At 61.9% G+C, this 25,259-nt stretch carries 20 protein-coding genes; 7 read left to right on the forward strand and 13 right to left on the reverse strand.

Going from position 1 to position 25,259, the window contains the following annotated elements; genetic code table 11:
- The first annotated feature begins 199 nt into the window (after window positions 1-199).
- Window positions 200-1,381: an HPP family protein gene (locus AACH87_RS12110; protein WP_338794701.1), complete on the forward strand. Its 1,182-nt coding sequence runs from the start codon at window positions 200-202 to the stop codon at window positions 1,379-1,381.
- A gap of 41 nt (window positions 1,382-1,422) precedes the next feature.
- On the opposite strand, the gene AACH87_RS12115 is transcribed toward AACH87_RS12110, so the two are convergent.
- Complete coding sequence (locus AACH87_RS12115) at window positions 1,423-2,037, reverse strand: DUF3592 domain-containing protein (protein WP_338794702.1); 615 nt, start codon at window positions 2,035-2,037, stop codon at window positions 1,423-1,425.
- 38 nt (window positions 2,038-2,075) lie between these two features.
- On the reverse strand, window positions 2,076-3,281 hold the full coding sequence (locus AACH87_RS12120; protein WP_338794703.1) for a hypothetical protein: 1,206 nt from the start codon (window positions 3,279-3,281) through the stop codon (window positions 2,076-2,078).
- A 257-nt stretch (window positions 3,282-3,538) separates the two neighbouring features.
- Between AACH87_RS12120 and AACH87_RS12125 the strand changes: the two genes are divergently transcribed.
- A complete protein-coding gene (locus AACH87_RS12125; RefSeq protein ID WP_338794704.1) occupies window positions 3,539-4,030 on the forward strand; it encodes an EVE domain-containing protein in 492 nt (163 codons plus the stop codon).
- A 24-nt stretch (window positions 4,031-4,054) separates the two neighbouring features.
- Here the strand turns inward: AACH87_RS12125 and AACH87_RS12130 are convergent, their stop codons facing one another.
- Together AACH87_RS12130 and AACH87_RS12135 are read right to left on the reverse strand one after the other, a co-directional pair.
- The gene (locus tag AACH87_RS12130) at window positions 4,055-5,041 is read right to left on the reverse strand and encodes a class I SAM-dependent methyltransferase (protein WP_338794705.1); all 987 of its coding nucleotides are present in this window, start codon (window positions 5,039-5,041) and stop codon (window positions 4,055-4,057) included.
- 142 nt (window positions 5,042-5,183) lie between these two features.
- On the reverse strand, window positions 5,184-5,822 hold the full coding sequence (locus tag AACH87_RS12135; RefSeq protein WP_338794707.1) for an NUDIX domain-containing protein: 639 nt from the start codon (window positions 5,820-5,822) through the stop codon (window positions 5,184-5,186).
- 95 nt (window positions 5,823-5,917) lie between these two features.
- On the opposite strand from AACH87_RS12135, the gene AACH87_RS12140 reads away from it, so the two are divergent.
- Both AACH87_RS12140 and AACH87_RS12145 read left to right on the forward strand, forming a co-directional pair.
- Entirely contained in the window at window positions 5,918-6,676 is a 759-nt protein-coding gene (locus AACH87_RS12140) for a DeoR/GlpR family DNA-binding transcription regulator (RefSeq protein ID WP_338794709.1), read from the forward strand.
- A gap of 285 nt (window positions 6,677-6,961) precedes the next feature.
- Entirely contained in the window at window positions 6,962-7,306 is a 345-nt protein-coding gene (locus tag AACH87_RS12145; RefSeq protein WP_338794710.1) for a hypothetical protein, read from the forward strand.
- Window positions 7,307-7,476: 170 nt separating this feature from the next.
- On the opposite strand, the gene AACH87_RS12150 is transcribed toward AACH87_RS12145, so the two are convergent.
- Window positions 7,477-8,445, reverse strand: a complete 969-nt coding sequence (locus AACH87_RS12150; protein ID WP_338794711.1) for a LysR family transcriptional regulator — start codon at window positions 8,443-8,445, stop codon at window positions 7,477-7,479.
- Window positions 8,446-8,651: 206 nt separating this feature from the next.
- Between AACH87_RS12150 and AACH87_RS12155 the strand changes: the two genes are divergently transcribed.
- On the forward strand, window positions 8,652-9,566 hold the full coding sequence (locus AACH87_RS12155) for a DMT family transporter (RefSeq protein WP_338794712.1): 915 nt from the start codon (window positions 8,652-8,654) through the stop codon (window positions 9,564-9,566).
- Window positions 9,567-9,619: 53 nt separating this feature from the next.
- On the opposite strand, the gene AACH87_RS12160 is transcribed toward AACH87_RS12155, so the two are convergent.
- The 3 genes from AACH87_RS12160 to AACH87_RS12170 form a co-directional block, all read right to left on the reverse strand.
- Window positions 9,620-10,774, reverse strand: coding sequence for an ATP-binding protein (locus AACH87_RS12160; protein ID WP_338794713.1), 1,155 nt, complete (start codon window positions 10,772-10,774; stop codon window positions 9,620-9,622).
- 127 nt (window positions 10,775-10,901) lie between these two features.
- Window positions 10,902-12,323, reverse strand: coding sequence for an aspartate kinase (locus AACH87_RS12165; protein WP_338794714.1), 1,422 nt, complete (start codon window positions 12,321-12,323; stop codon window positions 10,902-10,904).
- Between the two features lie 167 nt (window positions 12,324-12,490).
- On the reverse strand, window positions 12,491-12,724 hold the full coding sequence (locus AACH87_RS12170; protein WP_338794715.1) for a DUF3079 domain-containing protein: 234 nt from the start codon (window positions 12,722-12,724) through the stop codon (window positions 12,491-12,493).
- A 218-nt stretch (window positions 12,725-12,942) separates the two neighbouring features.
- On the opposite strand from AACH87_RS12170, the gene AACH87_RS12175 reads away from it, so the two are divergent.
- Both AACH87_RS12175 and AACH87_RS12180 read left to right on the forward strand, forming a co-directional pair.
- Window positions 12,943-14,307: an SWIM zinc finger family protein gene (locus tag AACH87_RS12175; protein WP_338794716.1), complete on the forward strand. Its 1,365-nt coding sequence runs from the start codon at window positions 12,943-12,945 to the stop codon at window positions 14,305-14,307.
- On the forward strand, window positions 14,300-16,900 hold the full coding sequence (locus tag AACH87_RS12180; protein WP_338794717.1) for a DUF6493 family protein: 2,601 nt from the start codon (window positions 14,300-14,302) through the stop codon (window positions 16,898-16,900). The genes AACH87_RS12175 and AACH87_RS12180 overlap by 8 nt, the downstream gene beginning before the upstream one ends.
- 149 nt (window positions 16,901-17,049) lie before the next feature.
- Here AACH87_RS12180 and AACH87_RS12185 read toward each other — a convergent pair whose 3' ends face one another.
- The 5 genes from AACH87_RS12185 to aceF form a co-directional block, all read right to left on the reverse strand.
- Window positions 17,050-18,834, reverse strand: coding sequence for a tetratricopeptide repeat protein (locus tag AACH87_RS12185; RefSeq protein ID WP_338794718.1), 1,785 nt, complete (start codon window positions 18,832-18,834; stop codon window positions 17,050-17,052).
- Between the two features lie 102 nt (window positions 18,835-18,936).
- Window positions 18,937-20,550 (reverse strand): type I restriction-modification system subunit M, encoded by a 1,614-nt coding sequence (locus AACH87_RS12190; protein ID WP_338794719.1) that lies wholly within the window; start codon window positions 20,548-20,550, stop codon window positions 18,937-18,939.
- Window positions 20,551-20,558: 8 nt separating this feature from the next.
- Window positions 20,559-21,596, reverse strand: coding sequence for a PDDEXK nuclease domain-containing protein (locus AACH87_RS12195; RefSeq protein WP_338794720.1), 1,038 nt, complete (start codon window positions 21,594-21,596; stop codon window positions 20,559-20,561).
- Window positions 21,597-21,679: 83 nt separating this feature from the next.
- Window positions 21,680-23,530 carry a dihydrolipoyl dehydrogenase gene (gene lpdA / locus AACH87_RS12200; RefSeq protein WP_338794722.1) on the reverse strand — a complete coding sequence of 617 codons (1,851 nt, stop codon included), beginning with the start codon at window positions 23,528-23,530 and terminating at the stop codon, window positions 21,680-21,682.
- A gap of 16 nt (window positions 23,531-23,546) precedes the next feature.
- Window positions 23,547-25,247 carry a dihydrolipoyllysine-residue acetyltransferase gene (aceF, locus tag AACH87_RS12205; RefSeq protein WP_338794723.1) on the reverse strand — a complete coding sequence of 567 codons (1,701 nt, stop codon included), beginning with the start codon at window positions 25,245-25,247 and terminating at the stop codon, window positions 23,547-23,549.
- Between the last annotated feature and the right edge of the window lie 12 nt (window positions 25,248-25,259).

The following is a 25,259-nucleotide window of genomic DNA, read 5'->3' on the forward strand; positions in this document are numbered from 1 at the left end:
TCGTACGGCAGACCAAGTAGCAAGGGCGGAGGCCGATCGGAGAACGCGCCCCAACAGTTTCAGCCGTTTCAGATATCAGCTGATTCCGCTGAATGAAGGCACATAACCTCGCTTGAGCGTGAAGCGTGCGTCGTCGTTAAGATCAGGCCACGCACTGCTTTGGTGCAAGCCTCATGCTTCCGCTTCGGATATCCCCTCTGTGCCTTCCTACCTTCGTAACTGGCTCCACTCCAGGGTGCTGAGCAACACCCTGTCCCTCTCCGCCGCCGAACGGTGGAAAGCCAGCCTGGGTGCCCTGCTGTGTATTGCTGCCTGTGGCCTGCTGCTGCGCAGTCTGCCTCTGGACGCCCATTGGCTTCTGGCACCTGTCGGAGCCAGCGTGGTGATCCTTTTCGTGCAGTTTCATAGTCCGCTCGCCCAGCCATGGCCTGTGCTGGGCAGCTACTTGGTGGCTACGCTCGCAGGTTTGGCATGCTCACACTGGGTCAGCCAGCCAGCTCTGGCTGCAGCGCTGGCGGTCGCTCTGAGCATATGGCTCATGGCTTGGCTCAACTGCGTGCATCCCCCAGGGGGCGCGCTGGCGCTGCTGCTGGTGCTCAACGGGCCTTACAACACGAAGGAAATGCTGGGCGTCAGCGAGTTGATTGCCATCAACGCCGGTGCCTTGCTGGTGGCGGCGCTGGTCATCAATCGCCTGATCCTGCGCCGAAACTTCCCGTTTGGTGCTGCAGCACAAGGGCCAAGTCACCGCACCAAAGACCAGCCCCCCATTGAGCGAATGGGATTGACTCACATCGATCTGGAAAGCGCCGTCAAAGGACTCAATACTTTTGTAGACGTGCAGGAAGACGAATTGGTCGAGATTTACAACCTGGCTGTAGACCACGCGTTTGGACGCCATGTGGGGCTCACCTGCGCGGACATCATGTCGCGCGACGTCGTTACTGCTCATTTCGACACCGAACTGGCCATGGCGTGGCAGTTGCTGCGCAAGCACAAAATCAAGTCTCTACCGGTGATTGACCGGTTTGACCGTCTGATCGGCATCGTGACGGTGGCAGACTTTCTGCGCCAGATTGATGGCCAACCTGCTCCGAAGGATTTGGCCACTTTGCTCCAAGCGCTTCTGCGGCGCACACCAGGCCACCATGCAGACAAGCCTGAAGTGGTGGGGCAGATCATGACACCGGAGGTGTTCACGGCCACGCCCCAAACACCGCTTTCTGAACTGATCCGCCAGATATCTCAACGGGCCATTCCTCACGTACCGATCATTGACGCACGGCGCAAAGTGGTCGGTATGGTCACTCAGTCAGATTTGCTGGTGGCTTTGTACAAAAGCATCGCTCTGGACCAGGCCAGTCGGCCCGCCGTCCCTTGAGTGGCTGGCGGTTGTCACCTTGTGATTTTGGGCAAGTGACGTCAGGCGACATCCTTGTCTGCATGGTCAGCTTGGAGGTGAGCTGATTTGCGCTCCCAACGCTGAATGCGCCAGCCAAGCAGCAGCAGCCACCAAAAGCCCAAGCCAATCACCGTGAAGCCAATACCGAGGATCGAATTGATAGCGACATGTCCCGGGCGCAGGCTGCGGTCTATGACCGACTCGGCGGGCTCGTCGGGATTGACCCACACCTGCACCAGAGTGCCCGAACGTTGGGCCTCTTCCAACCTATCGCCCAGCTGCTTCTGGAAAGTGTTGTCTGGCCCGCTATGAAGCGAAGGCCGATAGCCCTGGTACACCGTGCCATCCACCTCGTAGCGGTAAGTCACCTCTGCACGGTAGCCTCCCACGCCTCTAGAGCTTGGCTCCCAGACCGCGGCAGCGGACTCCACCGTTGCCGATGTGGCGTGCCAAGACTGCGCGCGTGCCCAGTTCACCAGCGTAGCTCCCGTGCCAAACAAAAGGGAGTTCAGCCCAATCAAGACAAAGGGCAGGATGAAAAGCGCCGCCAGCCCCAACACGATCGGCGAGTCAGACTTGGGCCTGCCGGGGATCTTGCTGGCGGGGGGCGGAGATTTGAGAGGGGTGCGAGACATGGAAAAACTGTGAAGTTGCGCGTCTTTTGGCTGCCCGTTCAACCCGGTTGAACGGGCAGCCCGGTGGCTTTTGTCAGCGTCTGCAACATCTGGTCAGCCACCTCCTTACCCTCAAGGCTATCGGCCACGGTGATGGTTTTGCCGTCCTGCAGTACCACCCGAATCCGATACCACTCCGTGTGCTCGGCACCGCTTTGCGATGTGTAGCTCAGCACCCGCTGCAGCCCCCGCAGCCCATTGCGGGGCACGTGGTGCCAGGCAAACATCAGGCCCAGCAGGCGTCGCTCGGTACGCAGGCCCTCGGCGTCCAGTTGCACACGCAGGCTGTTGCACAGCGCAAAAAAGCCCCACAGCAGCATGGCACCGCCTACTCCGCCAAACAGCACCACAAACACCCAGGGTGCCAGCATGGCCTTGGCCGCCAGGCCAAAACCAAAGAATGCACCGCCCATCACCAGCCACAGCAGGTTGTGCCGCCACAGGCGTCCGTAAGGCTGGTACAGGTGCACACCGCCATCCACCAGCTTGATGCTGCGGACTGCGTTCAACTCGGCCTCCCGCTGCGCCTGCAGCAGCGGGTGCGTCGCCGCATCCTGCCCCAGCCAGACAGATTCTGTGCGCGTGGCGTATACCGGCACATCAAACTGGCGTGAGAACTTCAGCGCCGGGTCGGTGCACTTCAGCAGCACCGTCCAATAATGCTCGCTGTCGCCCACAGGGTCTGCCGATGAAGGGAGTCCATCGGGCAGATTGAAGCGAAACGATACGCAGGTGCCCGCCCCATGTGGCTGCACTTGCGCCACACCTTCAGTTTGCCAAACCATGTGTTCACGCGACCGGGTGCTGTTGTTGCCACCTCCCGAGCGGGCTTGGTCGGGGTACGCACAGCGCAGGGTCACGTCAAACCGCAGGTCCGGGCGATAGGCGACTGCCGGGAGATCAATAAAAGCCCCCACATGCCCGCCAATGGAGCCGGGAAACGGGTCCATCACCAGGCGTACGTCACCGTGGCGGTGCACATCCCACGTGGCACGCACGGCTGCGGCGATCAAGCCCACCGCCGCCAGCAGCATGCCTCCGATGATCCAGGCCACCAGCGTCTCGCCCCGAGCCAGGGCCTTGGGAATCTGCACATGGGCCAAGGGTGTGGAGATCAGGCTCCAGGCCACGGCAAAGGCCCACAGGATCACGACTTCCCACCGCTTGTGCGAGCGGATACGGTTGCTGGCCCACTCTTTGCGCAAAAGCCAAGGCTGATTTGGCTGAGAGGCAGCCCTGTCCCGGAATGAGCCCATCGCAACCCCCTCCTTCGTGTGTTTTTTTATGGTGCGGGGGTAGTTGATCTACCGCCCGGTGGCACATCGGTGCCTATGTTTTTGGCGGCCCAGTCTAACGGTGCGCATACACTTCAAGCCAAAATGGCACATGGCGCTTATGGAATAAGCGCAACAAGCTATCAAATAAATAGCAAAAACATCCAGCAGATTGACGCAAGCACCCCATGCCATCTACCCCACAGGCCTCAGCACCACGCTACTGGCTCATGAAATCCGAGCCCGACGAGTGCTCCATTGACGACGCCCTGGCCGCGCCCAACGCCACCGTGCCCTGGACGGGCGTGCGCAACTACCAGGCGCGCAACTTCATGCGCGATGGCATGCGCATCGGCGATGGCGTGCTGTTCTATCACTCCAGCTGCCCAGAGCCCGGCATTGCGGGCATCGCCCGGGTAGCCAGCGCGACCCGCGCAGACCCGACGCAGTTCGATCCCTTGTCACCGTACTACGACCCCAAATCGCCCACCGACAACCCGCGCTGGCTGCTGCTGGACGTGCAGGCCCTGCGCAAAACCCGGCTCATCAGCCTGGCGGAGCTGCGCAGCACCCCGGCGCTGGCGGACATGCGCGTGCTGCAAAAGGGCAGCCGCCTGTCCATCACGCCGGTGGAGCCCGCCGAATGGCAAGAGATTACGGAACGGCTGGCAGCCCTGTGATGTAGACCAGCCAGAGCGGCTCCATCAACCGCCCGCGCCCTGGGCAGGCGGTGGCAGCTCGGGCATTGCATACACCAGCACCTTCAGCGCCCTGCCCTCATCCACATCGGCAAACACGCAGGGGTTGGCCACGCGCTCCACAAACCTCAGCTCGGGCGCCAGTTCTTGCATCTGGGTTTGCAAAAAGTCCACGCCCAGCTCCGGCGCGTTCAGGCATAGCAAGGCGTGGCCGCCGGGCGCCAGCAAATCGGGCAGGCGGCGCATGAGGCGGGCGTAATCCTTGGTTGCCACAAAGCTGCCCTTTTGGTAGCTGGGTGGGTCCACAATGACCAGGCCATACGGCCCGCTGCGGGTGATCTTGCCCCAGCTGCTGAAAATGTCGTGCGCCAAAAAGCTGGCCCCGGTCGTGATGCCATTGAGCTGGTGGTTTTGCTGACCAATGCCCATGGCCCCGTGGCTCATGTCCACATTGACCACCTGCTTGGCCCCGCCCTGCAGCGCCACCACTGAAAAAGCACAGGTGTATGCAAACAGGTTGAGCACCTTCAGGCCATAACGGTCGTTCCTGCGGGCCTCGGCGTAGTTGCGCACCCAGCGGCGGCCTTCGGCCATGTCCAGAAACAGGCCATGGTTCTGGCCGCGTAGCACGTGGACTTTGAAGCGCGCACCGGCCTCCGTCACGGTATGCGGGTCGGGCACCTCACCTTGCATCAGCCGCGTTTCAGTGCGGCCCTGGGTGCGCAGCGCTTCATTGCGGCACTGAAACACCCAGTTCAGCGGCTGTCCGGGAGCGATGGCGTTCCAACGCTCAGCCAGCGCAGCACCGATGGCCGCCAGTTGCCCCTCGGTTTCATCGCCTGCAGGCAAAAAGCTGGTGAGCACAAAGACGGGGGGGTAGGCATCCAAGGTCCACTGCTCGCAGCCGGGGTAGCGCCCACCCCGGCCATGGAAGATGCGCTGGGCGTCGGTGGGAAGGGGCATCTGGGCAATGGCGTCGAGCAGGGCTTGCATGGGAAGTAGCTTTGGCGGTGAGTGCCTGTTCAAAGGGGGCGTAGGGCCCTCAAAACGTGCCGCGGCTTATCGCTGGCAGCACAAGTATTCAAGGGGGCTGAAGCTTACTTGCTCTTCAGGGCTTGCTTGCCCGACCGTACTTTCACCGCATGCCCTGCAATGCCTCCAGCGCCACATGCTGCAGCAGCATGATGGTTTTGCCGTCCTCAATGGTGCCTGCGCGAATGCCCGCCAGCGCTTCACTCAGTGGCATTTCGATGACTTCAATGTCTTCGCCTTCACTCGCCAACCCGCCGCCCGCTTGAACAAGGTCTGCCGCTTCGTAGTCGGCCACAAAGAAGTGCAGTTTCTCGGTGACAGAGCCCGGGCTCATATAGGCCTCAAACACCTTGCGGGGAGCGCGGATGCGGTAGCCCGTCTCTTCCTCCACCTCGCGCCGTATGCAGGTCTGCGGGTCTTCCCCATCCAGCAAGCCCGCACATGCCTCCAGCAAAAAGCCATCGGCGCAACCATTGATGAATGCGGGCAGGCGAAACTGCCGTGTGAGCACCACCGTGCTGCGCCTCGGGTTGTAAAGCAATAGCGTGGCCCCGTTACCCCGGTCATACGCCTCGCGGCTCATGCGCTGCCACTGGCCATCACGGCGACGCAGTTCCAACGTGACTTTGCGCAGCACATACCAATTGTTGGACAGCAACTGCACATCCAGCAGGCGCACATGGTCTGCCTGGGCATGGATGGAAGCGGGCTGTGGGCGGCCTTGGGCATGGGTATCAAGCATTGCGACTCCGACGGCATTCAACGTGCAATATCATGCACTTTCAAATATATTCGTGCAATCTGTTTTGATGCTCAAAAATTCAGAAAGCCAACGCCATGCTCACCACCCAGCGCAAGCAGCTCATCCTTCAACGCCTGCGGCAGGACGGCCAGATCGTGGCCAAGGCCCTGAGCGAAGAGCTTGGAATCTCTGAAGACACGGTGCGCCGCGACCTGCGTGAACTGGCCGCCGAAGGACGGCTGCAGCGCGTGCACGGCGGTGCGTTGCCCGCCTCTGCCGCCACCGCAGACCTGCAGGTGCGCGCAGCTTTGGCCCCTGACGAAAAAAAGGCCCTGGGCCGCGCAGGCGCTGCCCTCATTCAGCCAGGTCAGGTGGTCATCATGGACGGCGGCACCACATCGCTGCAGGTGGTGCAACACCTGCCGCTCACCTTGCATGCCACGGTGGTCACCCACAGCCCCACCATCGCCGTGGCACTGGCGGGCCACACGCAGATCGAGGTGCTGATGCTGGGCGGCCGCCTGTTTCGCCATTCCATGGTGAACGTAGGGGCCAGCGTGATAGAAGCCGCAGCCTGGCTGCACGCAGACCTGTACCTGATGGGGGTGACGGGCGTGCACGCCCAGGTGGGCTTGAGCACGGGCGACTTTGAAGAGGCCGCAGTCAAACGGGCACTGCACCAGCGTGCGGCAGAAACTGTGGTGCTGGCATCCGCAGACAAGCTGGGTGCGGCTTCGCCGTTCACCATTGCCCCCTTGCGCGACATAGCAGCCTTGGTGGTGCCTGCCTCTACACCAGCCCCTTTGCGCAAGAAGCTGCAGGCGGGCGGCGTCAAAGTGAGCGTCGCTGCCTGATCAGGTCGCCTTAGCCCAGGACTTTGGCGCAGCGGGCTACCGTATCAACGCAATCCCAGCCGCGCCCTCTAGCAGCCAGGCCGCTTCAGTCGGGTTGGGTCAGCATGGAGGGTTTTGAGGGAGACTACTCGGGTGGATGAAGTGAGTTTTTTGGGGGGAGCAAAAAGCAAGACCTGACCCCATCTATTCCGTTCAAATACGGCGTGACCGAGTGGGGCAGCGTCACGCGTTACGGTACCCAATGGATCAGCAATCCAGCCGGCATGACGCCCCGAATCCAATGGCGTGGCAAATGACGGAGTAAATGCAATGAGCCGAGCGAAATTCTACGAAGTGATGCGCAGGTTTGAAGAAAGCCTGATTGGCGTGACAGGTCGCGCAATGCTTCCCCAGGAAGATGAGCTGATCAGTCCGGAAGACGATCGAGAGCGTTGCGCCAAGGCGCTGGATGCCTTGAGCGCGGTGTGGATGCTGGATCCGCGAGATCTGATGAAGCTGCAGGAGCTGACCCGGCGGTGCTTGGAACTGCTGGCGCAAGGGGATGTCAATGCTGCACTCTTTGCAGCCAAGGACGTGGAGCTGCACTTGATCGAAGTTCGGGAGCGAGCGCGAACAGCCAAGGAGAAATGAACTGATTGGCCGGGAAAGCGCTGGGGTCAGGAAAGCGCTGGGGTCAGGTCTTGCATCTTGCCCCCAAGCGCTCTTTCCCCTTAAGCCAAATCAGGCTCTAGAGCTTACCCATCAAGCGTAGGTAGCTATGATTTGAATAGCACCAGATGCCTTTCGGCTTCATGGGCCGATCAAGACTGGCCCAAGGGGCTGGCTCGCCCCATTTGCCCCGCCGTGTGCAAGCTGTTTACCAGCGCAGCCGCAAACCCTGAAAGCGTGGCCCCTTTGCGTGTGCAGATCTGCAAGTCGCGCTGGGCCCAGGGCTCATCCATGGCAATGATGGCGGGGGAATCGCTCAAGCCTGCCGCAGGCACGGCACCACGCGGTACCAGGCCGATGCCGACGCCAGCGCCCACCATGCGGCATACCGCATCGAAGCTGCGCACCTGGATGCGCACGTCCAGATGCTTGCCCAACGACGCCGCCATGTTGGTGGTGAAGGTGTGGATGGCCGAGCCCGCATGGAGCATTACGAATGGATGGGACAGCACCTCGGCAAACGTCACCGAGGCCCGCGCGGCCAGCGCATGGTGGCGGGGAACGATGAGCACCAGCCTGTCCTGGCGGTAAGGCACAGTCTCCACACCAGCACCTGCCCCGGCACCCCCACTTGCCGGTGCACCACTTGCAGCACCTGGGGCGGCGCTGCTATCGGCCATCACCCCCACATCCACTTCACCACTGGCCACCGCCAGGGCAATTTCGGCGCTGGTGCGCTCTTCCAGGCTGACGCTGACTTGCGGGTTCTGGCGCAGAAAATCCGCCAGATCCGTGGGCAGAAAGGTGTGCGTGGCATGTGTGTTGGCCCATACGCTCACATGCCCCCGGATTCCTGAAGCGAAGGGCTGGAGGTTGGCATGCATTTGCTCGATCCGCGCAAAGACTTCGCGGGCGTTGCGCAGCAGCGTCTCTCCTGCAGGGGTCAGCGCCAAGCCCCGCGTCTGCCGGTCAAACAAGGGGGTGTTCAGCGCATCTTCCAGCCTGCGCAGGCGGTGGCTGGCCGATGAAGGGGCCAGGCAGGCGCGCGCGGCCCCGCGGGTCAGGTTGCGCTCTTCTGCCATGGCGATGAACAGGCGCAAGTCAATCAGGTCGTAGTTCACGGAATGGAGGATCTGGCAGGGAACTTGGCAGGAGAGGTGGTGCAGCGGCAGGCACCACACCACCCTATCGTTCGTTTTACACGAACGCACTCTTGGGCAATGGGCAATTGTGCGGCAAGCCCGCAGCCTTGAAGATGGCACTTGGCAGGTATGCAAAGCATTCGCCTTTCAGAAACACAACAACCCCGAGTCGGGTTCTATTTTTTATGCCCTGGAAACACTGGCCACCCGAGCGCATCGGTTGGTGTCTTGCGCTGCAGGCAGCCGCTGGTTTTTCGTTCAAAGCTATTTTTGTGAAGCTGGCCTATGCCGTACCTCAGGCCACATCGGTCGACTCCGTCACCCTGCTGGCCCTGCGCATGCTGTTTTCTTTGCCGGTGTTTGCCTGGGTGGGCTTGCGAGCCAGCCGTGACTTGCCACCCCTTTCATCGCGTGAATGGATTTGGGTGGGGGCGCTGGGCTTGCTGGGGTACTACGGAGCCAGCATCCTGGACTTCATCGGGCTGCGCTACATCACCGCCAGCCTGGAGCGCCTGATCCTCTTCACCTACCCTACCCTGACACTGCTCATTGGCGTGGCCTTCATGGGCAAAACCGCGTCGCGACGGGAGCTGGGGGCGCTGGTATTTACCTACGCCGGTATTGGCCTGGCATTTGCGCACGACCTGCAGATCGCCGGTGACACGCAAACCGTGTTGATCGGCGCAGCATTTGTGATGGCTTCGTCGGTGTCTTACGCCTTCTACCAGGCGGGTAGCGAGACCGCCATACGCAGGCTGGGTGCAGCGCGCTTTACGGCGCTGGCCATGCTGGTGTCCACCCTGGCCACCCTGCTCCACTTTGCGGCAAGCCAGCCACTGCACACCCTGGCCCAACCTGCGGCGGTGTATCTGTATGCACTGGGCATGGCCGTGTTCTCGACCGTACTTCCGGTGTTCATGACCTCCGCGGCCATACGGCGCATCGGTTCTGCGCGGACGGCGCTGATTGGCACCCTGGGGCCCATGCTCACCATCCTGTTCGGCGTCTGGCTGCTGGATGAGCCTTTGTCGCTGTGGCAACTCTCGGGGGCAGGTCTGGTTCTGGCGGGGGTCCTGCTCATCAGCAGGATGAAAGCCTGAATGCGCCCTAGCGCCCACGACATCAGCGCAACCAGCTATCAAAAATGGAGCACTTATGCCGATGGACGCAGCAACCTGCGCCGCTCCAGCCACACCTTGCGCACAAACGGGTCGGCCACGGTGTAGATGCCGTGGCCTGGGCGGGCGATGAGGTTGGCGCTGATCATTTTTTCGGCCAGCTTTTGCACCTGCGATGTGGGCACCTTGCCCCCCGTGCGGGCGATGTAGCTGGCCATGGCTTCTTCGCCAAACAGGCCCGATACGCCGGTTTCGCTGCCCTGGGCAATGAAGTCGAACACTGCTTGGCCCAGCTCGCCAAACTCTTCAATGGCGCGCAGTTCCACATCGGCGGCGGCCGACGCCAGCGTGGCGCAGATGATGGGAAACGCCTGGTCTGCCGGGGCCTGGGCGCTTTGCAGCTGTACCAGGGCCTTGAGCATTTCCTCGGGCCGGTGGCCCAGCGACTGAAAACCGGCCCAAGCCACATCGGCGCTGGGCAGCACCACGCCGGGGCTGCTGGCAATGCGCTGCAGTTGCCACTGCACAAAGTCTTGTCCCAGGGGTTCGTAGGCCGTAGTCAGAGCGCCGGTAAAGGGCTGCGAGTGGCGCGTGGCCATGTCGGTGATGAGCGACTTGTGCGAGCCCGTGCCCAAAAACAGAAAGTACCCTGGCGTGCCCGGCTGGGCGTTGACGGCATCACGCGCCGCCTTGAGGGCGTGCAGCAGGCTGGTGCCGTCTTCGGTGCCCAAGGCCTGCTGCACTTCGTCCACGATCAGCACCACATCCACCTTGGCTTTGGCCACCAGCTCTGAAAAAGCCTGCGCCAGCGTGGTGCCCCCCGGCGTGCCCAAATGCTCCACCTGAAAGCCCAGCGTGATGCCCGCCGCGCCCAGGTTCAGCCCCTTGAAGCGCTGCAGCAGGCCTGAGCCCGGGGTTTGCATTTGCGCCAGCGTGGCGCGCACGGCCTCCAGCACCAGCGCGGCCGGGCTCTTGCTGCGGTCGGCCCACAGGTCCACGTAGATCACCAGCGCCCCCCGCGCCTCCAGCGCAGGCACCAGGTCTTGCCGCAAAAACGTGGTTTTGCCCACCCGGCGTATGCCCGACAGCAACACGCCCGAGCGCACATTCATGTGCAGCGGCGACGGCTGCAGCAGCTGCTGGGCCATCTGCTCGGCGTAGGCGGTGCGGTGGAAAACATCTGGGGTCATGGTTACCTCATCTTATCCGAACAGGGTTAATTATCCATTTTGGATAAAAACAGATAAATACCTTGCTTCGTCCATTCGGGCATAAAAAAGCCCGCACTGTGCGGGCCATGAGGAGCGCGGCTGTGTATCAGACGCGGGGCACTGGCGTGCCAGAGTTGACGCACAGGGCCATGTTCAGCGCCTTGATGGCGGTCTTGTAGTCCTCGCGCTCAATCACGAACTGCATGTTCACCTGGCGCAGGGTTTGCGATACGCAGTTGACGTTGACCTGCGCGTCGGCCAGCGCCTGGGCCGCCTTGGCCAGCACGCCGGGGATGCCGATGTTGGAGCCAATGGTGCAGACGATGGCGCTGGGCTTGATGGTGACGACCTGGTAGGCCTCTTGCAGCTCTTCCACCAGTGCGGGGGTCACCTGGTTGTCCCACACCAGGTGGGCGATGGAGTTGGCGTTGGTGGCCTTGAGGATGTAGCTCACGTTGTGCTTGCAGAACACGTTCATCAGGCCTGCATCAAAGCCCACGGTGCCCACCATGCTGGGGTCATGAATCTCGATCAAGGTCACCTTGTCGGTGCCCGTCACGATCTCCACGCGCGCGCGCTCGCCCACAAAGTCCTTGGTGATGAGCGTGCCGGGGTGGTCGGGCTCAAAGGTGTTTTTCAGGCGGATCGGGATGCCTGCCAGTTCCATGGGCTTGGCGGCCTTGGGGTGGATGGCTTCCATGCCCACATCGGCCAGTTGGTCGGCCACGTCGTAATTGGTGGCGCCCACGACGATGGCGTTTTCCAGGCCGACGAGGTTGGGGTCTGCGGACGAGAGGTGGAATTCCTTGTGGATCACAGCCTCGGCGGGGCGCACTTCCACGGCAATCTTGCTGAAGGTGACTTCGGAGTAGCCACGGTCAAACTCGCGCATGATGCCTTCGGTGCCCTTGGTGTAGCCCGTGGCCACCACCACCTTGTCGGAGAGGTCCAGGCCCTTGAAGCTGTGGGCGATGCGCTCGTCAATCGTCCAGGCTTCGTTGTCGTCAAAGCCAGCCAGATCCATCAGCATGGCGTTGACGCCATTGGCTTTGAGGATCTCGACCGAGTTGAACGCGCTGTGCGATTCGCCAATGGAGGCCAGCACCTCGCGGGCTGCCAGCAGCACATCCTTGCGGCTCAGGTAGCCGCTGGCCAGCACGTGGTGCATGGCACCCAGGTATTCACGGGCCTGGGCAATGCGCTGGTCGATGAAGGCATCGGCCACATCCAGTGGCAGGCCCAGATCAGCGTAACCGGCGTTGAGCTTTTTGAGGCTGGTGGCCAGCTGGGCCAGCGCATCCTGGTAGCCCTTGCCTTCAGCGAACAGGGCGTAAATACCGCGCTCACCCGTCTTCTTGTGCTCCAGCAACTGGTTTGTCACGCCCGAGTAGGCAGACACCACGTAAATGCGGCCATAAATGCGTTTGGGGTCGTGCAGCACGATATGGCGCAGCACATCGCCAAAGGCAGTCATGGAAGTGCCGCCGATTTTCTCGACAGAGATCTTGGAGGAGTTGACGTCTGACATGGACAGGCTCAGGGGAGCAAAAGGGTTAGAAGGCCGTAGGGGCGCTGCTCCGCGGGCGGCGAGAGCAAGCCCTCTATTTTCCACGACTTTTGAACGGGTCTTTGCAGAGCACGCGGCGCCTTGGCTATGGGCACCGAGGCAGGGGGCTGACAGGCCTGAATGAAAGCCTATCGGTCAGGCATACGAGATGGAGTCGCCTCGCCCTCTTGGGGAGGTGATGAAGGCTCAGATTCAGCCCCCAGGCCCCATTCTTCCCAATCGTCGCCAAACAGCTCCGCCGGGTGCTGGGTGCGGTCAGATCCATTGCCGCAGCGCATGTCCTTGGCCGGGCAGTAGAGATTGCAGCCCCAACATATCCGCTCGGGATGGGCGGGAGCTTTTGGAAACTTCTTGACGGCCATGGTGAGGTTCGGGCGTTCAGGTCACGACACACGCACTGTTGGGCGGAATCGACCGTCCGGCGATGGATTGCATTTTTCGAATGCAATCCATTTTGCCGAGGTTGATGGACATCGAAACATCGTTGAGCCACAAGCATGATCTGGGTCATCCGATGGTCAGATGGACGCCGCACAGGACCAGCCGTCGGTTTGTAGTCAATGTGTAGACAATGCACGGCATGAACCACTTTGCGCACACCTACCGCTATGCCGAACCCTCGGCGGTAGACCTGCACGCCGCGCCCCAGCTTAGGCTGGCAACCTCCTCGCCCGGCGCGGTAGAGCATCCTCATTTTTTTGAAGGGCGCCTACACCAGCCGCACCTTGCCGCCCAACTGCTCAGCGCTGTACACCTTCTGGTCGGGTCACGGTTTTTTACCCCACCCAACACGGTGGCCAAAGCCATTGCCTTGGCCGATCCGGTGGTCACCGCGGGGGCTGGCATGTTGCGGCTGGAGGGCTTTTCGGGCTGCTGCAGCACCTATATCCGGGTGGACCTGGAGCCAGCCTCGTACGCTGGCGACATCGTGGGCAAGGGCACCACCAACGTGGATTTCAATGCCCCCATGCGTGCCGCGCTGGCCCGTGTGCGTGACGCTGACGGTCTGGCCCTTTCCGTAGGGCGTTCTGAATTTGCCATGCGCTCTGGTGCCACCCAGGTGCTGGAGAAAAAGGTGGATTTGCCTCTGCGTTGGCTGCGCAGCATGGTTGCCGTGCAGGCGTACCAGGCCGCCATGCAACGGGTGCTGCAGGTGGATGCTGTGCCTGCCCTGCGTTTTTTGCGCAGCCTGCCCAAGGCATCCACCAGCAAGACGCCGCTGTGGGTAGTGGGCGGGCCGCAGGGGTTGCGCACCACGGCACAACCCAGCGCAGGGGGTGTGCGCTTTACCGACAGCAGCCGCCTTCGCATTCTGGAAGCCTTGCTGCCCCAGGCGCGCACGCTGAGCGTGTACGCCGACCCGCAAGGCCAGGCCAGCGCCTGGTGCGTGGACTTTGGCAGCATGCGCCTCACACTGGTGCTCAGCGCCGAAGTGTGGCGCGGCTTCTCGGGCGAGGGGCAGGCGCTGCATGCGCTGGTGCAGCAAGGCGGGCAATACGCGGTATCAGCCCTGCGTGCGCAATTGCACTGGCAAGACGTGCTGCCCAGCGATACGCTGGCACATTTGCTGGGCTGGCCGGGCACCGCGGTCGAGCGCTCATTACAGGTGCTGGGTGCCATGGGGCTGGTGGGGTATGACTTGGCGCATGCCGCCTACTTCCACCGCGAGCTGCCTTTTGAACCCGATTTGCTGGAAGACCTGAACCCGCGCCTGGCCGACGCCCGTGCCTTGCTGGAAGCAGGCGCTGTGCAACTGCGCAACGCCCATCCGTTAGAAGCCCTGGTACACAGCGGCGACGTGCACTACCACGTGCGCGAGCAAGGCGGCACCTTGCGCTGCACCTGCCCCTGGTTCGGCAAGCACCAGGGCGAGCGCGGGCCATGCAAACATGTGCTGGCAGCCCAGGCCGCTGCATTGCAGACAGCAGGAAACCACCATGGATGACACACTGAACAAGGACTTTTACCGCACGCCGCTGGGCCGCTGCCTGCTGGCGGGGGACATCACTGGCGTGATGGACTTGGTGGATGCCATGTCTGCCGCAGAAAAAACCACTGCATTCGCCGGGGTGCAAGCCATGCTGTTCGAGCGTTGGAAGCTGATACGCAAACGTGGACCCGACGGGAAAACCTGGGTCGATGCATACGAACCCGAGCATGCCAACCGCCTGTTTCGTGCGGTGGATGTGGCCCGCTTCATGTGCAACGCTGAGCTGCCCCTGGCCGACTACTGGATGCACATCGGCGTCCAGGACATCACCGCCTTCCAGCAGCGCTACCAGCCCCATCCACCCCAGGGGCAGGCCCTGCAACGCCAGATTCGCGGGGATAACGAATGGGAGCGCCGCAGGCGCTTGCAACGCGCTGTGGTGGCAGGGTTGATTCCCCGGCCCGATACCGACGAATACCTGGACAGCTTGTTCTTTGGCGACTTGCGCCAGGAAAGCAACCTGGTGCTGCAGCATGTGGATGCGGACCCCGGCTTGGCGAACGTGCTGCTACGCCTGTTTGAGCGCGAGGGCGCATCCGACACCAGCTTTGCCGCCGTAGAAAAGTATTGCCATGACCCCGCCCTGCACTGGAGCACTGCGTTTTTGACGCTGTGCGAACGCGGCGTATACACCCGCGACCAATTGCTGGACAAAACCCTGGGGGCCCTTGCCTGCGACTGGCCCCAGTTCAAATCCGGCTGGTTCTCGCGCTTTCACGCCAGCCTGGCCCCCAGCACGGCCGAAATGGCCCCGCATGCAGACCGCTACCTCGCCCTGTGCCACAGCCGCATTGCGCCCACCGTCACCCTGGCGGTGCAAGCCGTGGCTGCGCTATACCGGGCCGAAGCGGTGAGCCAGCAGTCTCTGCTTAACGCCCTGCAACCCGTGCTCAACTCTGCCACCAAGGCCCATGTGCTGGCCGCGCTGGATCTGCTGGACCAGATCGCCAAGGCCGACCCCGCAGCCGCCCACAGCACCAGCGCCCAGGCCGTGCTTGCGCTGGCGCACAGCGGTGCCGATGTGCAAAAGAAAGTGCTGGCCTGCCTCAAGCGCTGGGGGCTGGACAGCGACGGCCAAGACGCAGCCAGTGCTTATGTGCCATTGGTCGCAGCCTCTAATCAGGCTGCCTTGAAAGCACTGCTGAGTGGCGGCGGTCAAGCGGCAGACAAAGCACCCGCCAGCGTGCCACCACCCGTTTTGGCGGATGCGCCCAAAGCCTTTGTACCGCCCGACCAAGCGGCTGATCCACTGGACCCCAGCCGATCCATCCCGCCCATCACCACGCTGCCAGAGCTGGTAGACACCCTCGCCTACTCCTTCGAAAACCCTGCCGACATGCAAGCCTGGGAGCGCGCCGCCGATGCCCTGGTGCGCATGGCCCCTGTGCCTGCCAGCGAGCATGCAGCGTTTGCAGCCTTGCACAAGCGCGCCAAACGATTCACCTGGGAAGACAAGCCCCTGCCGTTTGCCCTGGCCCAACTGATGGCGTGTGCCCTCGGCCAAGCGGTGCAGCCACCGCTGGACCAAGCCCCCTCCACCAGCCTTTGGGCCAGCAATGCCGACTTTGTGGCCTGGCGCGCCCGTAGCCTGCGGGCACTGGCACAGCAAGGGCGCGGCCTACCGCCCTTGTCTGCTCCCAGCCATCAGGGTGGCCTGGTCAGCCCACAGACTCTGCAAGAGCGGCTGGCGCTCTACGCGCAAGCGGGGGCACTGCCGCAAGCTGACGACCTGACACTGGCGCAGATGCGCTGCCCCCCAGCCCGGGGCACAGCACAAGCCGCAGCCGGGCTGGATTTGCGATGGTCGGTCAGCAGCAGAGGCGATGAATATGTGTTTCACGATCTGCATGTGCACGCAAACCCTGCAGTGGCTGAGCACCCCTCGACATCTGTGGCCGAGAGCGATGTATCCAAAGCGCTGACGGACAGACTCCTCACGTACGAGCAGTGCTACGAGGAACGCGATGCCGCCGTCATTCACTGCCTCGCATGGCTGCGCCCCTGCGCGCTGGATGCCTTCTACGCCCAAGGAGCGCTCGCGCTAGGCAACAACCTGGATTGGTCTGAAGCCTGCTGGCAAAACCGCGCCTACCTGGACGTGCTGCTGCAATCCACCGACCCACTCACGCCCATGGGCCAGTTGATGATCTGCGCGGCCCTTGCTGGCAAAGAGCCAGGACAAACCGCCCTGGCCATAGACGCCACGGCCCAGTGCTTGCGACAAGGCCGGGTCAGCGTGCAGGCCCTGGCTGCATTGCTGGCTGCGCTATGGGCCACGCCACTGCCCAAAGGCCCGCGCCTGGCCAAAAGCCTGGCCGCCGTGGCCCAAAGCCACGCCAGCCTGCCACTGGCGGTGTACCCCCTGCTGTGCGCCCTGGCCATAACCCAACCCGAAGCCCCCCGCAAAGACTGCGCGCCGCTGCTGGAACTGATGCTGGAGCTGCAACTGGCCCACCACCTGCCCCTGCCCGATAAAGTGCGCCAAGTGCTGGCGGCGCAACGCCTCACGGGCAAGGCGCGGGCTGCGGTGCAGGCGCTGCTGGGGTAGTCCACTGAATCCTTGAAATCAGCGCTGCCATATCGAAAGAGCACAAAAAGCCATGCAGCACCCACTGATACTGCGCAAACAGCTATCAAATATATAGCACTTGCAGCAGATTATTTGCACGAACCTTCCGCTGCGGAATCGCAGCACCGCTAGTGGTTCTCCGCATCCCGCACACGGAAGTACCACTCCCACAGGCCAATCAATGTGCGCTTTCGTTTAGCCACGAATTCGCTGGCGACTGGATGGCCTAGCTCTGCTGCACGCTGCAGATAGCCTATGGAGATGCGGCCCTGGCGCGGCAAAAGATCGCCGTTGTGGTAAACCACCCCCAGATTGAACAGGCTGTCCCGATGGTTGCGCCGAGCGCCTCGCTTCAATAGTTTCAGCATCTCGTCCAGATAACGGTGAGCATGTTGGTCCTGCAACAACTTCAGCGCACGGTCACACCACGCGTCGGGGGTATCGCTGTCAGGCTGCACACCAGAAGAGGCCACCGCCCCCCTCTGCATCTGCGCCTTCAGCCGCTCTGCATGCTGGCGCGATTCACTGCAGCCGCTGTCAGCGGCCAGCTCGTAGTGGATGATCGCCTTGCGCACATCGCGCTCCACCCCCAAGCCTTGCTCATACAGTTGAGCCAACTGCCGCAACGCGGTGAAGCTGCCCTGCTGCGCGGCTTTTTCCCACGCACTGCGCGCCTTGTCCATGTCTTGCGGAACGCCTTTTCCCGCAAAGTACAGGTGGGCTTCTTCCACCAGGCTGCTGGGCTGCATGTGCTCCAGTTCGCGGGGGGACACGTACAGGGGCCGGTCGTGCGGGCCGCGCGGCCGCCGCTGGGCTGCCGACTCCCATTCCTGCAACAAATCTTCAGGCCAAAAACTGCTGGGCACCGGCAGCACCATGCCAGGCATGGTCTGAGAGACCAGCAGCGGAACACATGGCAGCACCAGATGGCGCAGATGCAAATAACGGGAGCTGACCCAGGTGGTAGAGAGCTGCAGCGGGTAAGAAGACAACTGGCGCGGAACCGCCATCCCAAACGCACGCAAGGTTTCTGCCGCCAGGTGTTCGCTTACCTGTGCCGTCTGAGGGTCTTCAGACGGCTGGCCTTTGCATGCAAACACAGCCCTCGCCACTTCACACAAACCGTCGCGCGTAGCGCGTCCGAGCGGGTCATAAAGGACTTCTGCTGGAGCACCTCCATCAGCCAAAAAGCCGGAAGGGTCGAAAAGCCCATTGTTCGCTTGCACCAATGCGCCCCACACCACCCGCCCGCTGCGCAACAGCTCGGGCGCATGAGTGAACAACCGATGCAAATCATCGTCAGATGCCCAAAACGGCTCGTCCATCTCATACGCCTTAAGCACGTCTGCCGATGCCGCAGCGATTCGCTCAGAGGTTTCCGTGACCCAGGCGGGCGCTGGCCAAGGCGGGAGCGGCTGCGCCGCTTGCGGCGGCAATTGCCAATCGGCGGTGATCAGGGCGCGGGCACTGGTGCTCACGCTTTTGCGACCAGAATCCTCCGTGACCCGAGCCACAATCGACACCAGCGGCATGAACACAATCGTCCCGTCGATCAACACCAAGCTGTGCTCAAGGCAATCTTCGGCAGGGTCGCCCCCGTATTGCTCGACGAACTGCTCAAACGTCAGCCACACCGGGCTGCGCTGGCTGCTGCGGGCAATGACCTCGCCCATATAAAAGGCCAGCAACCGTAGCAGCCTGTGGTACTCAGGCGCCCACACAGTCCCCGGCACCAAGCGATCGCTATGGGAGGCGCGCAGTCCGTCAAGAAAGGCGTCGATCCGACCCAGGCTCTCTACCGAATAATCCAAGCGGTACTGTCGAAGCTCCTGCTCACATGCGATGCCGCCTTCAATCGAATGCTGGTGGTCCCAAGCATGCAGGTACTGAAGCGCTTTCCAAGAAACATCCATTCATTGCCTCACTCTATGTAGCCCCCTATTTATCCACCTACCCATCTACCCACTTTCTCCGGTCGCAGGGCAGCTTGTTCATAGGCGGCCCTCATCAGCAGCTCACGGCAACAGCTTCAAGCCCAGCTCTTTCAAGAAAGCGTTGTGCTTGACTTTGGCTACAGCAACGGTCTTTTCGATCTCAACCAACTCGCGGTGCGTCGCCTCCAGGTCAATCTCTGCCTCGCCCACCGCCGTGCTGATGTAGCGCGAGATGTTCAGATTGAAGTCGTTCTTCTCAATCTCAGCCATCTCCACTCGGCGTGAATAGCGGGCCTCTTCCTCGCGGTACTGATAGGTGTGGATGATCTTGGCGATGTGCTCATCCGTAAGCTGGTTCTGGCGCTTGCCCTTGGCAAAGTGTTCGGCAGCGTTGATGAAGAGCACGTCGTCCGGCTTCTTGCACTTCTTCAGCACCAAGATGCACACCGGAATGCCGGTGGAATAGAACAGGTTTGACGGCAAACCGATCACCGTGTCGATGTTGCCATCCAGCAGCAGCTTCTTGCGAATGCGCTCCTCCGCCCCGCCCCTAAACAGCACCCCGTGCGGCAGGATGATGGCCATCACGCCCTCGTCTTTGAGGAAGTGAAAGCCATGCAGCAAAAAGGCAAAGTCTGCCGCCGACTTGGGCGCGAGGCCATGGCTTTTAAAGCGCACATCGTCCGCCATGGCCTCGTTAGGCTCCCAGCGGTAGCTGAACGGCGGGTTGGCCACAATGGCGTCAAACGCGGGCTTTTTGGCCGGATTCATCTCGCGCAGCATGTCCCAGTCGTTGGCCAGCGTGTCGCCGTGGAAAATTTCAAACTCTGTGTCCTTCACCCCGTGCAGCAGCATGTTCATGCGCGCCAGGTTGTAGGTGGTGATGTTCTTCTCTTGCCCGTAAATCTTGCCAATGCCATGCGGCCCCATGCGCTTGCGCACGTTCAAAAGCAGCGAGCCCGAGCCACAGGCAAAGTCCATCACGCTATCGAGCCGTTGCCGCGCACCCGTGCGTGGCTCCTGGCTGTCCAGCGTGACGATGGTCGAGAGGATGTCTGAGATTTGCTGCGGCGTATAAAACTCGCCCGCCTTCTTGCCCGAGCCCGCCGCAAACTGGCCAATCAGGTACTCATATGCATCGCCCAACGCATCTACGCTGGTAGAAAAGTCGGCCAGCCCCTCGGCAATCTTCTGAATCACCACGCACAGCTTGGCATTGCGCTCGGTGTAGCCTTTGCCCAGCTTGGGCGAGCTCAGGTCAATTTCAGAAAACAGCCCGCCAAACGTGCTTTGGAACGACTCGGTTTCGATGTACTTGAAACCCTCTTGCAGCGTATTGAGCAAACCCGTGTGCTGCGTGCGCGCCATGTGCGCAATGCTGCTCCATAGAAATTCCGGCTTAATCACATAGTGCACCTTGCGGCGCATCTGCTTTTCAAACGCAGGCACATCGGCTGCGTTGTCGGCATACCAAACGGCCAAAGGCACGCGGTTGTCATCGCCCGCCAGTGGCAGCTTAGGGTAATCGCTACCCAGCTCCTTTTTGGCCGCAGTCTCGTAGTTGTCTGACAAATAGCGCAAAAACAGAAACGACAGCATGTAATCGCGGAAATCGTCCGCATCCATCGCCCCGCGCAGTTGGTCGGCAATGGCCCAAAGGGTCTTGCCCAGTTGTATTTGGTTTTGTTCGGTCATATCGATGTTTAGCCTTGCCCGCTGTCGGCAGGCGCGTTTTCTTTGACGCCGCCAATCAAACGCTTTTCACGCTCAATCTCGGCAATCAACTCTTCTTCTGTGGGCAGCACCCGCTGATATTTGGATGCAAAAAGCTGCTGGCTCTCTTTGATCACGGAGTACTTGACGACCGTTTCATCCTTGCTGTCGCACAAGATGATGCCAATGGTTGGGTTGTCGTCCTCGCCGCGCTTGAGGTCATCAAACATGCGCACATACATGTCCATCTGGCCAATGTCTTGGTGGGTGAGCTTGCCTGTTTTCAAGTCGATAATGACAAAGCACTTGAGCAGATAGTTATAGAAAACCAAGTCAATGAAGAAGTGGCTGGTCTCGGTGCTGATGCGCATTTGCCGCGCCACAAACGAAAAACCCTTGCCCAACTCCAGCAGAAACTTTTGCAGTTCATCAATGATGGCCTGCTCAAGCTCACTCTCTCTGATTGGGCCGGACTCTGGTAACTGCAAAAACTCCAGCACATAAGGGTCTTTGATGAAATCCAGGTGTGCGGCCTTTTCCGCTGGCCCTGAAACATGCGTCTGGGTAGACAGCAAGCGTTCGTAATCCTTGGTCTGGATGTGCCGCTCTAGCTGGCGTACCGTCCAGTTCTGTGCCCGCGCCTCGTTGCAGTAGTACTCCATGGCCCGCTGCGAATCGGCCCGAATGATCAGGCGCAGGTGGCTCCAGCTCAATTCTCTACACAGCGTGTAGAGAATCTGTTGATCCGGAAACACCCGGTAGAACTGACGAAAGTTGTACAAGTTGGCATAGGAAAAGCCCTTGCCAAAGTCTGCGGTGAGCGCCGCAGAAAGCTCTTGCATCAACCGCGTGCCGTACTGCGCCTTTTGCTGCCCTTGCTGCTCCTCTTGCACGATGCGCTGACCAATCAGCCAATAGGCCTCTACCATGGCAGCGTTCACCGCCGATCGAGCTTTGGGACAGGGCCGTTGACAGAGCAATTGCTGGATTGTGCGGCCTTGCCCCAACAGTTGGAATTGTAGAAACAAAAAAGCCGCGCAGCCCTTGCGGAATCTGCGCGGCCAGCTACTGAATCCGTAGCGTTTTCAGCAGTTTCTCAGCTCACTTTGGCTCACTTCTTCTGCGGCGGCACATCCGTGCAGCTGCCGTGCGCAATCTCCGCTGCCATGCCGATGCTTTCGCCCAGCGTGGGGTGCGGGTGGATGGTCTTGCCGATGTCCACGGCGTCTGCGCCCATCTCGATGGCCAGGGCGATCTCGCCAATCATGTCGCCCGCATGGGTGCCCACGATGCCGCCGCCCAGGATCTTGCCGTGGCCGTGGGCCTCGGGCGAGTCGTCGAACAGCAGCTTGGTGTAGCCCTCGTCGCGGCCATTGGCGATGGCGCGGCCAGAGGCGGTCCAGGGGAACAGGCCCTTCTTGACCTTGATGCCCTGGGCCTTGGCCTGGTCTTCGGTCAGACCCACCCAGGCCACTTCGGGGTCGGTGTAGGCGACGCTGGGGATCACGCGGGCGTTGAACGCTGCTGCGGCCAGTTCCTTGTTGCCCTGCAGTTCACCGGCGATGACTTCTGCCGCCACGTGCGCTTCATGCACCGCCTTGTGCGCCAGCATGGGCTGGCCCACGATGTCGCCGATGGCGAAGATGTGCGGCACGTTGGTGCGCATCTGGATATCGACGTTGATGAAGCCACGGTCTGTGACGGCCACGCCTGCCTTTTCAGCGGCAATCTTCTTGCCGTTGGGTGTGCGGCCCACGGCCTGCAGAACCAGGTCGTACACCTGGGGCGCGGGGGCGGTGCCGCCCTCTTCCGCTGCGGCAAAGGTCACTTCGATGCCCTCGGGCAAGGCGCGTGCGGACACGGTCTTGGTCTTGAGCATGATGTTGTCGAAGCGGTGGGCATTCATCTTTTGCCACACCTTCACCAGGTCGCGGTCTGCGCCTTGCATCAAGCCGTCCATCATCTCCACCACGTCCAGGCGTGCGCCCAGCGTGCTGTAGACGGTGCCCATTTCCAGGCCGATGATGCCGCCGCCCAGGATGAGCATGCGCTTAGGCACTTCCTTGAGCGCCAGCGCGCCGGTGGAATCGACCACGCGTGGATCGTCGGGCATGAAAGGCAGGCGCACGGCCTGGCTGCCAGCGGCAATGATGGCGCGCTTGAAGGCTATTGTTCTCTTGGTGCCCGTCTTCTCTTGGCCGGTGCCGGTGGTTTCTTCCACTTCGAGGTGGTTGGCGCCGACGAAAGCACCGTAGCCGCGCACGGTGGTCACCTTGCGCATCTTGGCCATGGCGGCCAGGCCGCCGGTGAGCTTGCCGATGACTTTCTCTTTGTGGCCACGCAGCGTATCGACGTTGACCTTGGGCGCGCCAAAGTCAATGCCTGCGGCGGACAGGTGCGAGACCTCGTCCATCACCGCGGCCACGTGCAGCAGCGCCTTGGAGGGGATGCAGCCCACGTTGAGGCACACGCCGCCCAGGGTGGCGTAGCGCTCGACGATGACGACCTTGAGGCCCAGGTCGGCGGCGCGGAAGGCAGCGCTGTAGCCGCCAGGGCCGCCGCCCAGCACGAGCACATCACACTCCAGATCGGCCGAGCCAGCGAAGCTGGATGCTACTGGATTGATAGCTGCTTGCGCTTGTGGCGCGGGCGCTGGAGCAGATTTTGACTCAGAAGCTGCGGGCGCTGGGGCGGCTGCTGGTGCAGGGGCTGCGGCACCCGCGCCCTCCACTTCCAGCGTCAGCACCACGGAGCCTTCGGCGACCTTGTCGCCCAGCTTCACTTTCAGCTCTTTGACCACGCCTGCGTGGCTGGAGGGAATCTCCATGGAGGCCTTGTCAGACTCCACGGTGATCAGGCTCTGCTCAGCCTTGATGGCGTCGCCGGGCTTGACCAGTACTTCAATCACGCCGACTTCGGCGAAATCGCCAATGTCGGGCACTTTGATGTCGATGATTGCCATGTGTGGTGCCCTCGCGTTACATCACGATGCGGCGGAAGTCCGCCAGCAGCGAGGCAAAGTACACGTTGAAGCGTGCAGCCGCAGCGCCGTCGATCACGCGGTGGTCCCAGCTCAGGCTCAGGGGCAGCATCAGGCGCGGCGCGAACTGCTTGCCGTCCCACTTGGGCTCCAGGCTGCTCTTGCACACACCCATGATGGCGACTTCAGGCGCGTTGATGATGGGCGTGAAGTAACGGCCACCAATACCACCCAGCGAGCTGATGGAGAAGCAGCCACCGGTCATGTCGGCCGGGCCGAGCTTGCCGTCGCGCGCCTTCTTGGCGAGGTCGGCCATTTCCTGGCTGATCTGCACGATGCCCTTCTTGTCGGCATCCTTGATGACGGGAACCACCAGACCGTTGGGCGTGTCGGCGGCAAAGCCGATGTGGAAGTAGTTCTTCAGCACCAGCTGGTCGCCGTCGAGCGAGCTGTTGAACTCGGGGAACTTCTTGAGCGCGGCCACGGCGGCCTTGATCATGAAGGCCAGCATGGTGACCTTGACGCCGCTCTTCTCGTTCTCTTTGTTGAACTGCACGCGGAAGGCTTCCAAGTCGGTGATGTCCGCGTCGTCGTGGTTGGTGACGTGCGGGATGACCACCCAGTTGCGGTGCAGGTTGGCGCCACTGATCTTCTTGATGCGAGAGAGGTCCTTGCGCTCGACGGGGCCGAACTTGGCAAAGTCCACCTTGGGCCAGGGCAGCAGGTCCAGACCCACGCCGGAGCCACCGGATGCCGCTGCAGGAGCCTTGGCCGCCTGGGCCTTGGTCTGCACCGCGCCGGTCATCACCTGCTTGGTGAAGGCCTGCACGTCTTCGGCCGTGATGCGACCCTTGGGGCCGGAGCCCTTGACTTCTTCCAGCGGCACGCCCAACTCGCGGGCAAACTTGCGCACCGAGGGGCTGGCGTGTGGCAGGCCCACAGGGGCACCGCCAGGGGTGTGGGCAGGCGCTGCAGCCACGGCGACAGCGGCTGCGGGGGCTGCAGCCGCCACGGCAGGGGCTGCAGAAGCCACAGGAGCGGCCACGGGTGCTGCCACAGGGGCTGGTGCAGCCGCTGCGGGTGCTGCAGGCGCGGCAGAAGCCACTGCGCCTTCCAGCACGGCCACCAGGTCACCGATGTTGACGGTGTCGCCCAGCTTGACCTTCAGCTCCTTGAGCACGCCCGCTGCGGGCGATGGGATTTCCATGGAGGCCTTGTCGGACTCCACGGTGAACAGGGACTGCTCCACCTTGATCGTGTCGCCGGGCTTGACCAGCAGCTCGATCACGGCCACGTCCTTGAAGTCGCCAATGTCGGGCACGCGCACTTCAATGGGGCCGGAGGCAGCAGGGGCTGCCGCAGGAGCTGCGGGGGCAGCAGGTGCAGAAGCTGGAGCTGCCACTGGTGCAGCGGCAGCTGCGGGGGCAGGCGCTGCCGCTGGGGCGGCTGCCGCGCCAGCGTCGGCGGCTTCGATCACGGCAATCACGGAACCTTCCTTGACCTTGTCGCCCAGGGCGACTTTCAGTTCCTTGATCACGCCAGCGTGGCTGGAGGGAATCTCCATGGAGGCCTTGTCGGACTCCACAGTGATCAGGCTCTGCTCGGCCTTGACGGTGTCACCCACCTTGACGAGCAGCTCGATCACGCCGACTTCGTCGAAATCCCCGATGTCCGGGACTTTGATATCTACCAATGCCATCGTTGTCTCCGG

The organism is Acidovorax sp. DW039, assembly GCF_037101375.1.
Taxonomy (GTDB): Bacteria; Pseudomonadota; Gammaproteobacteria; order Burkholderiales; family Burkholderiaceae_C; genus Acidovorax.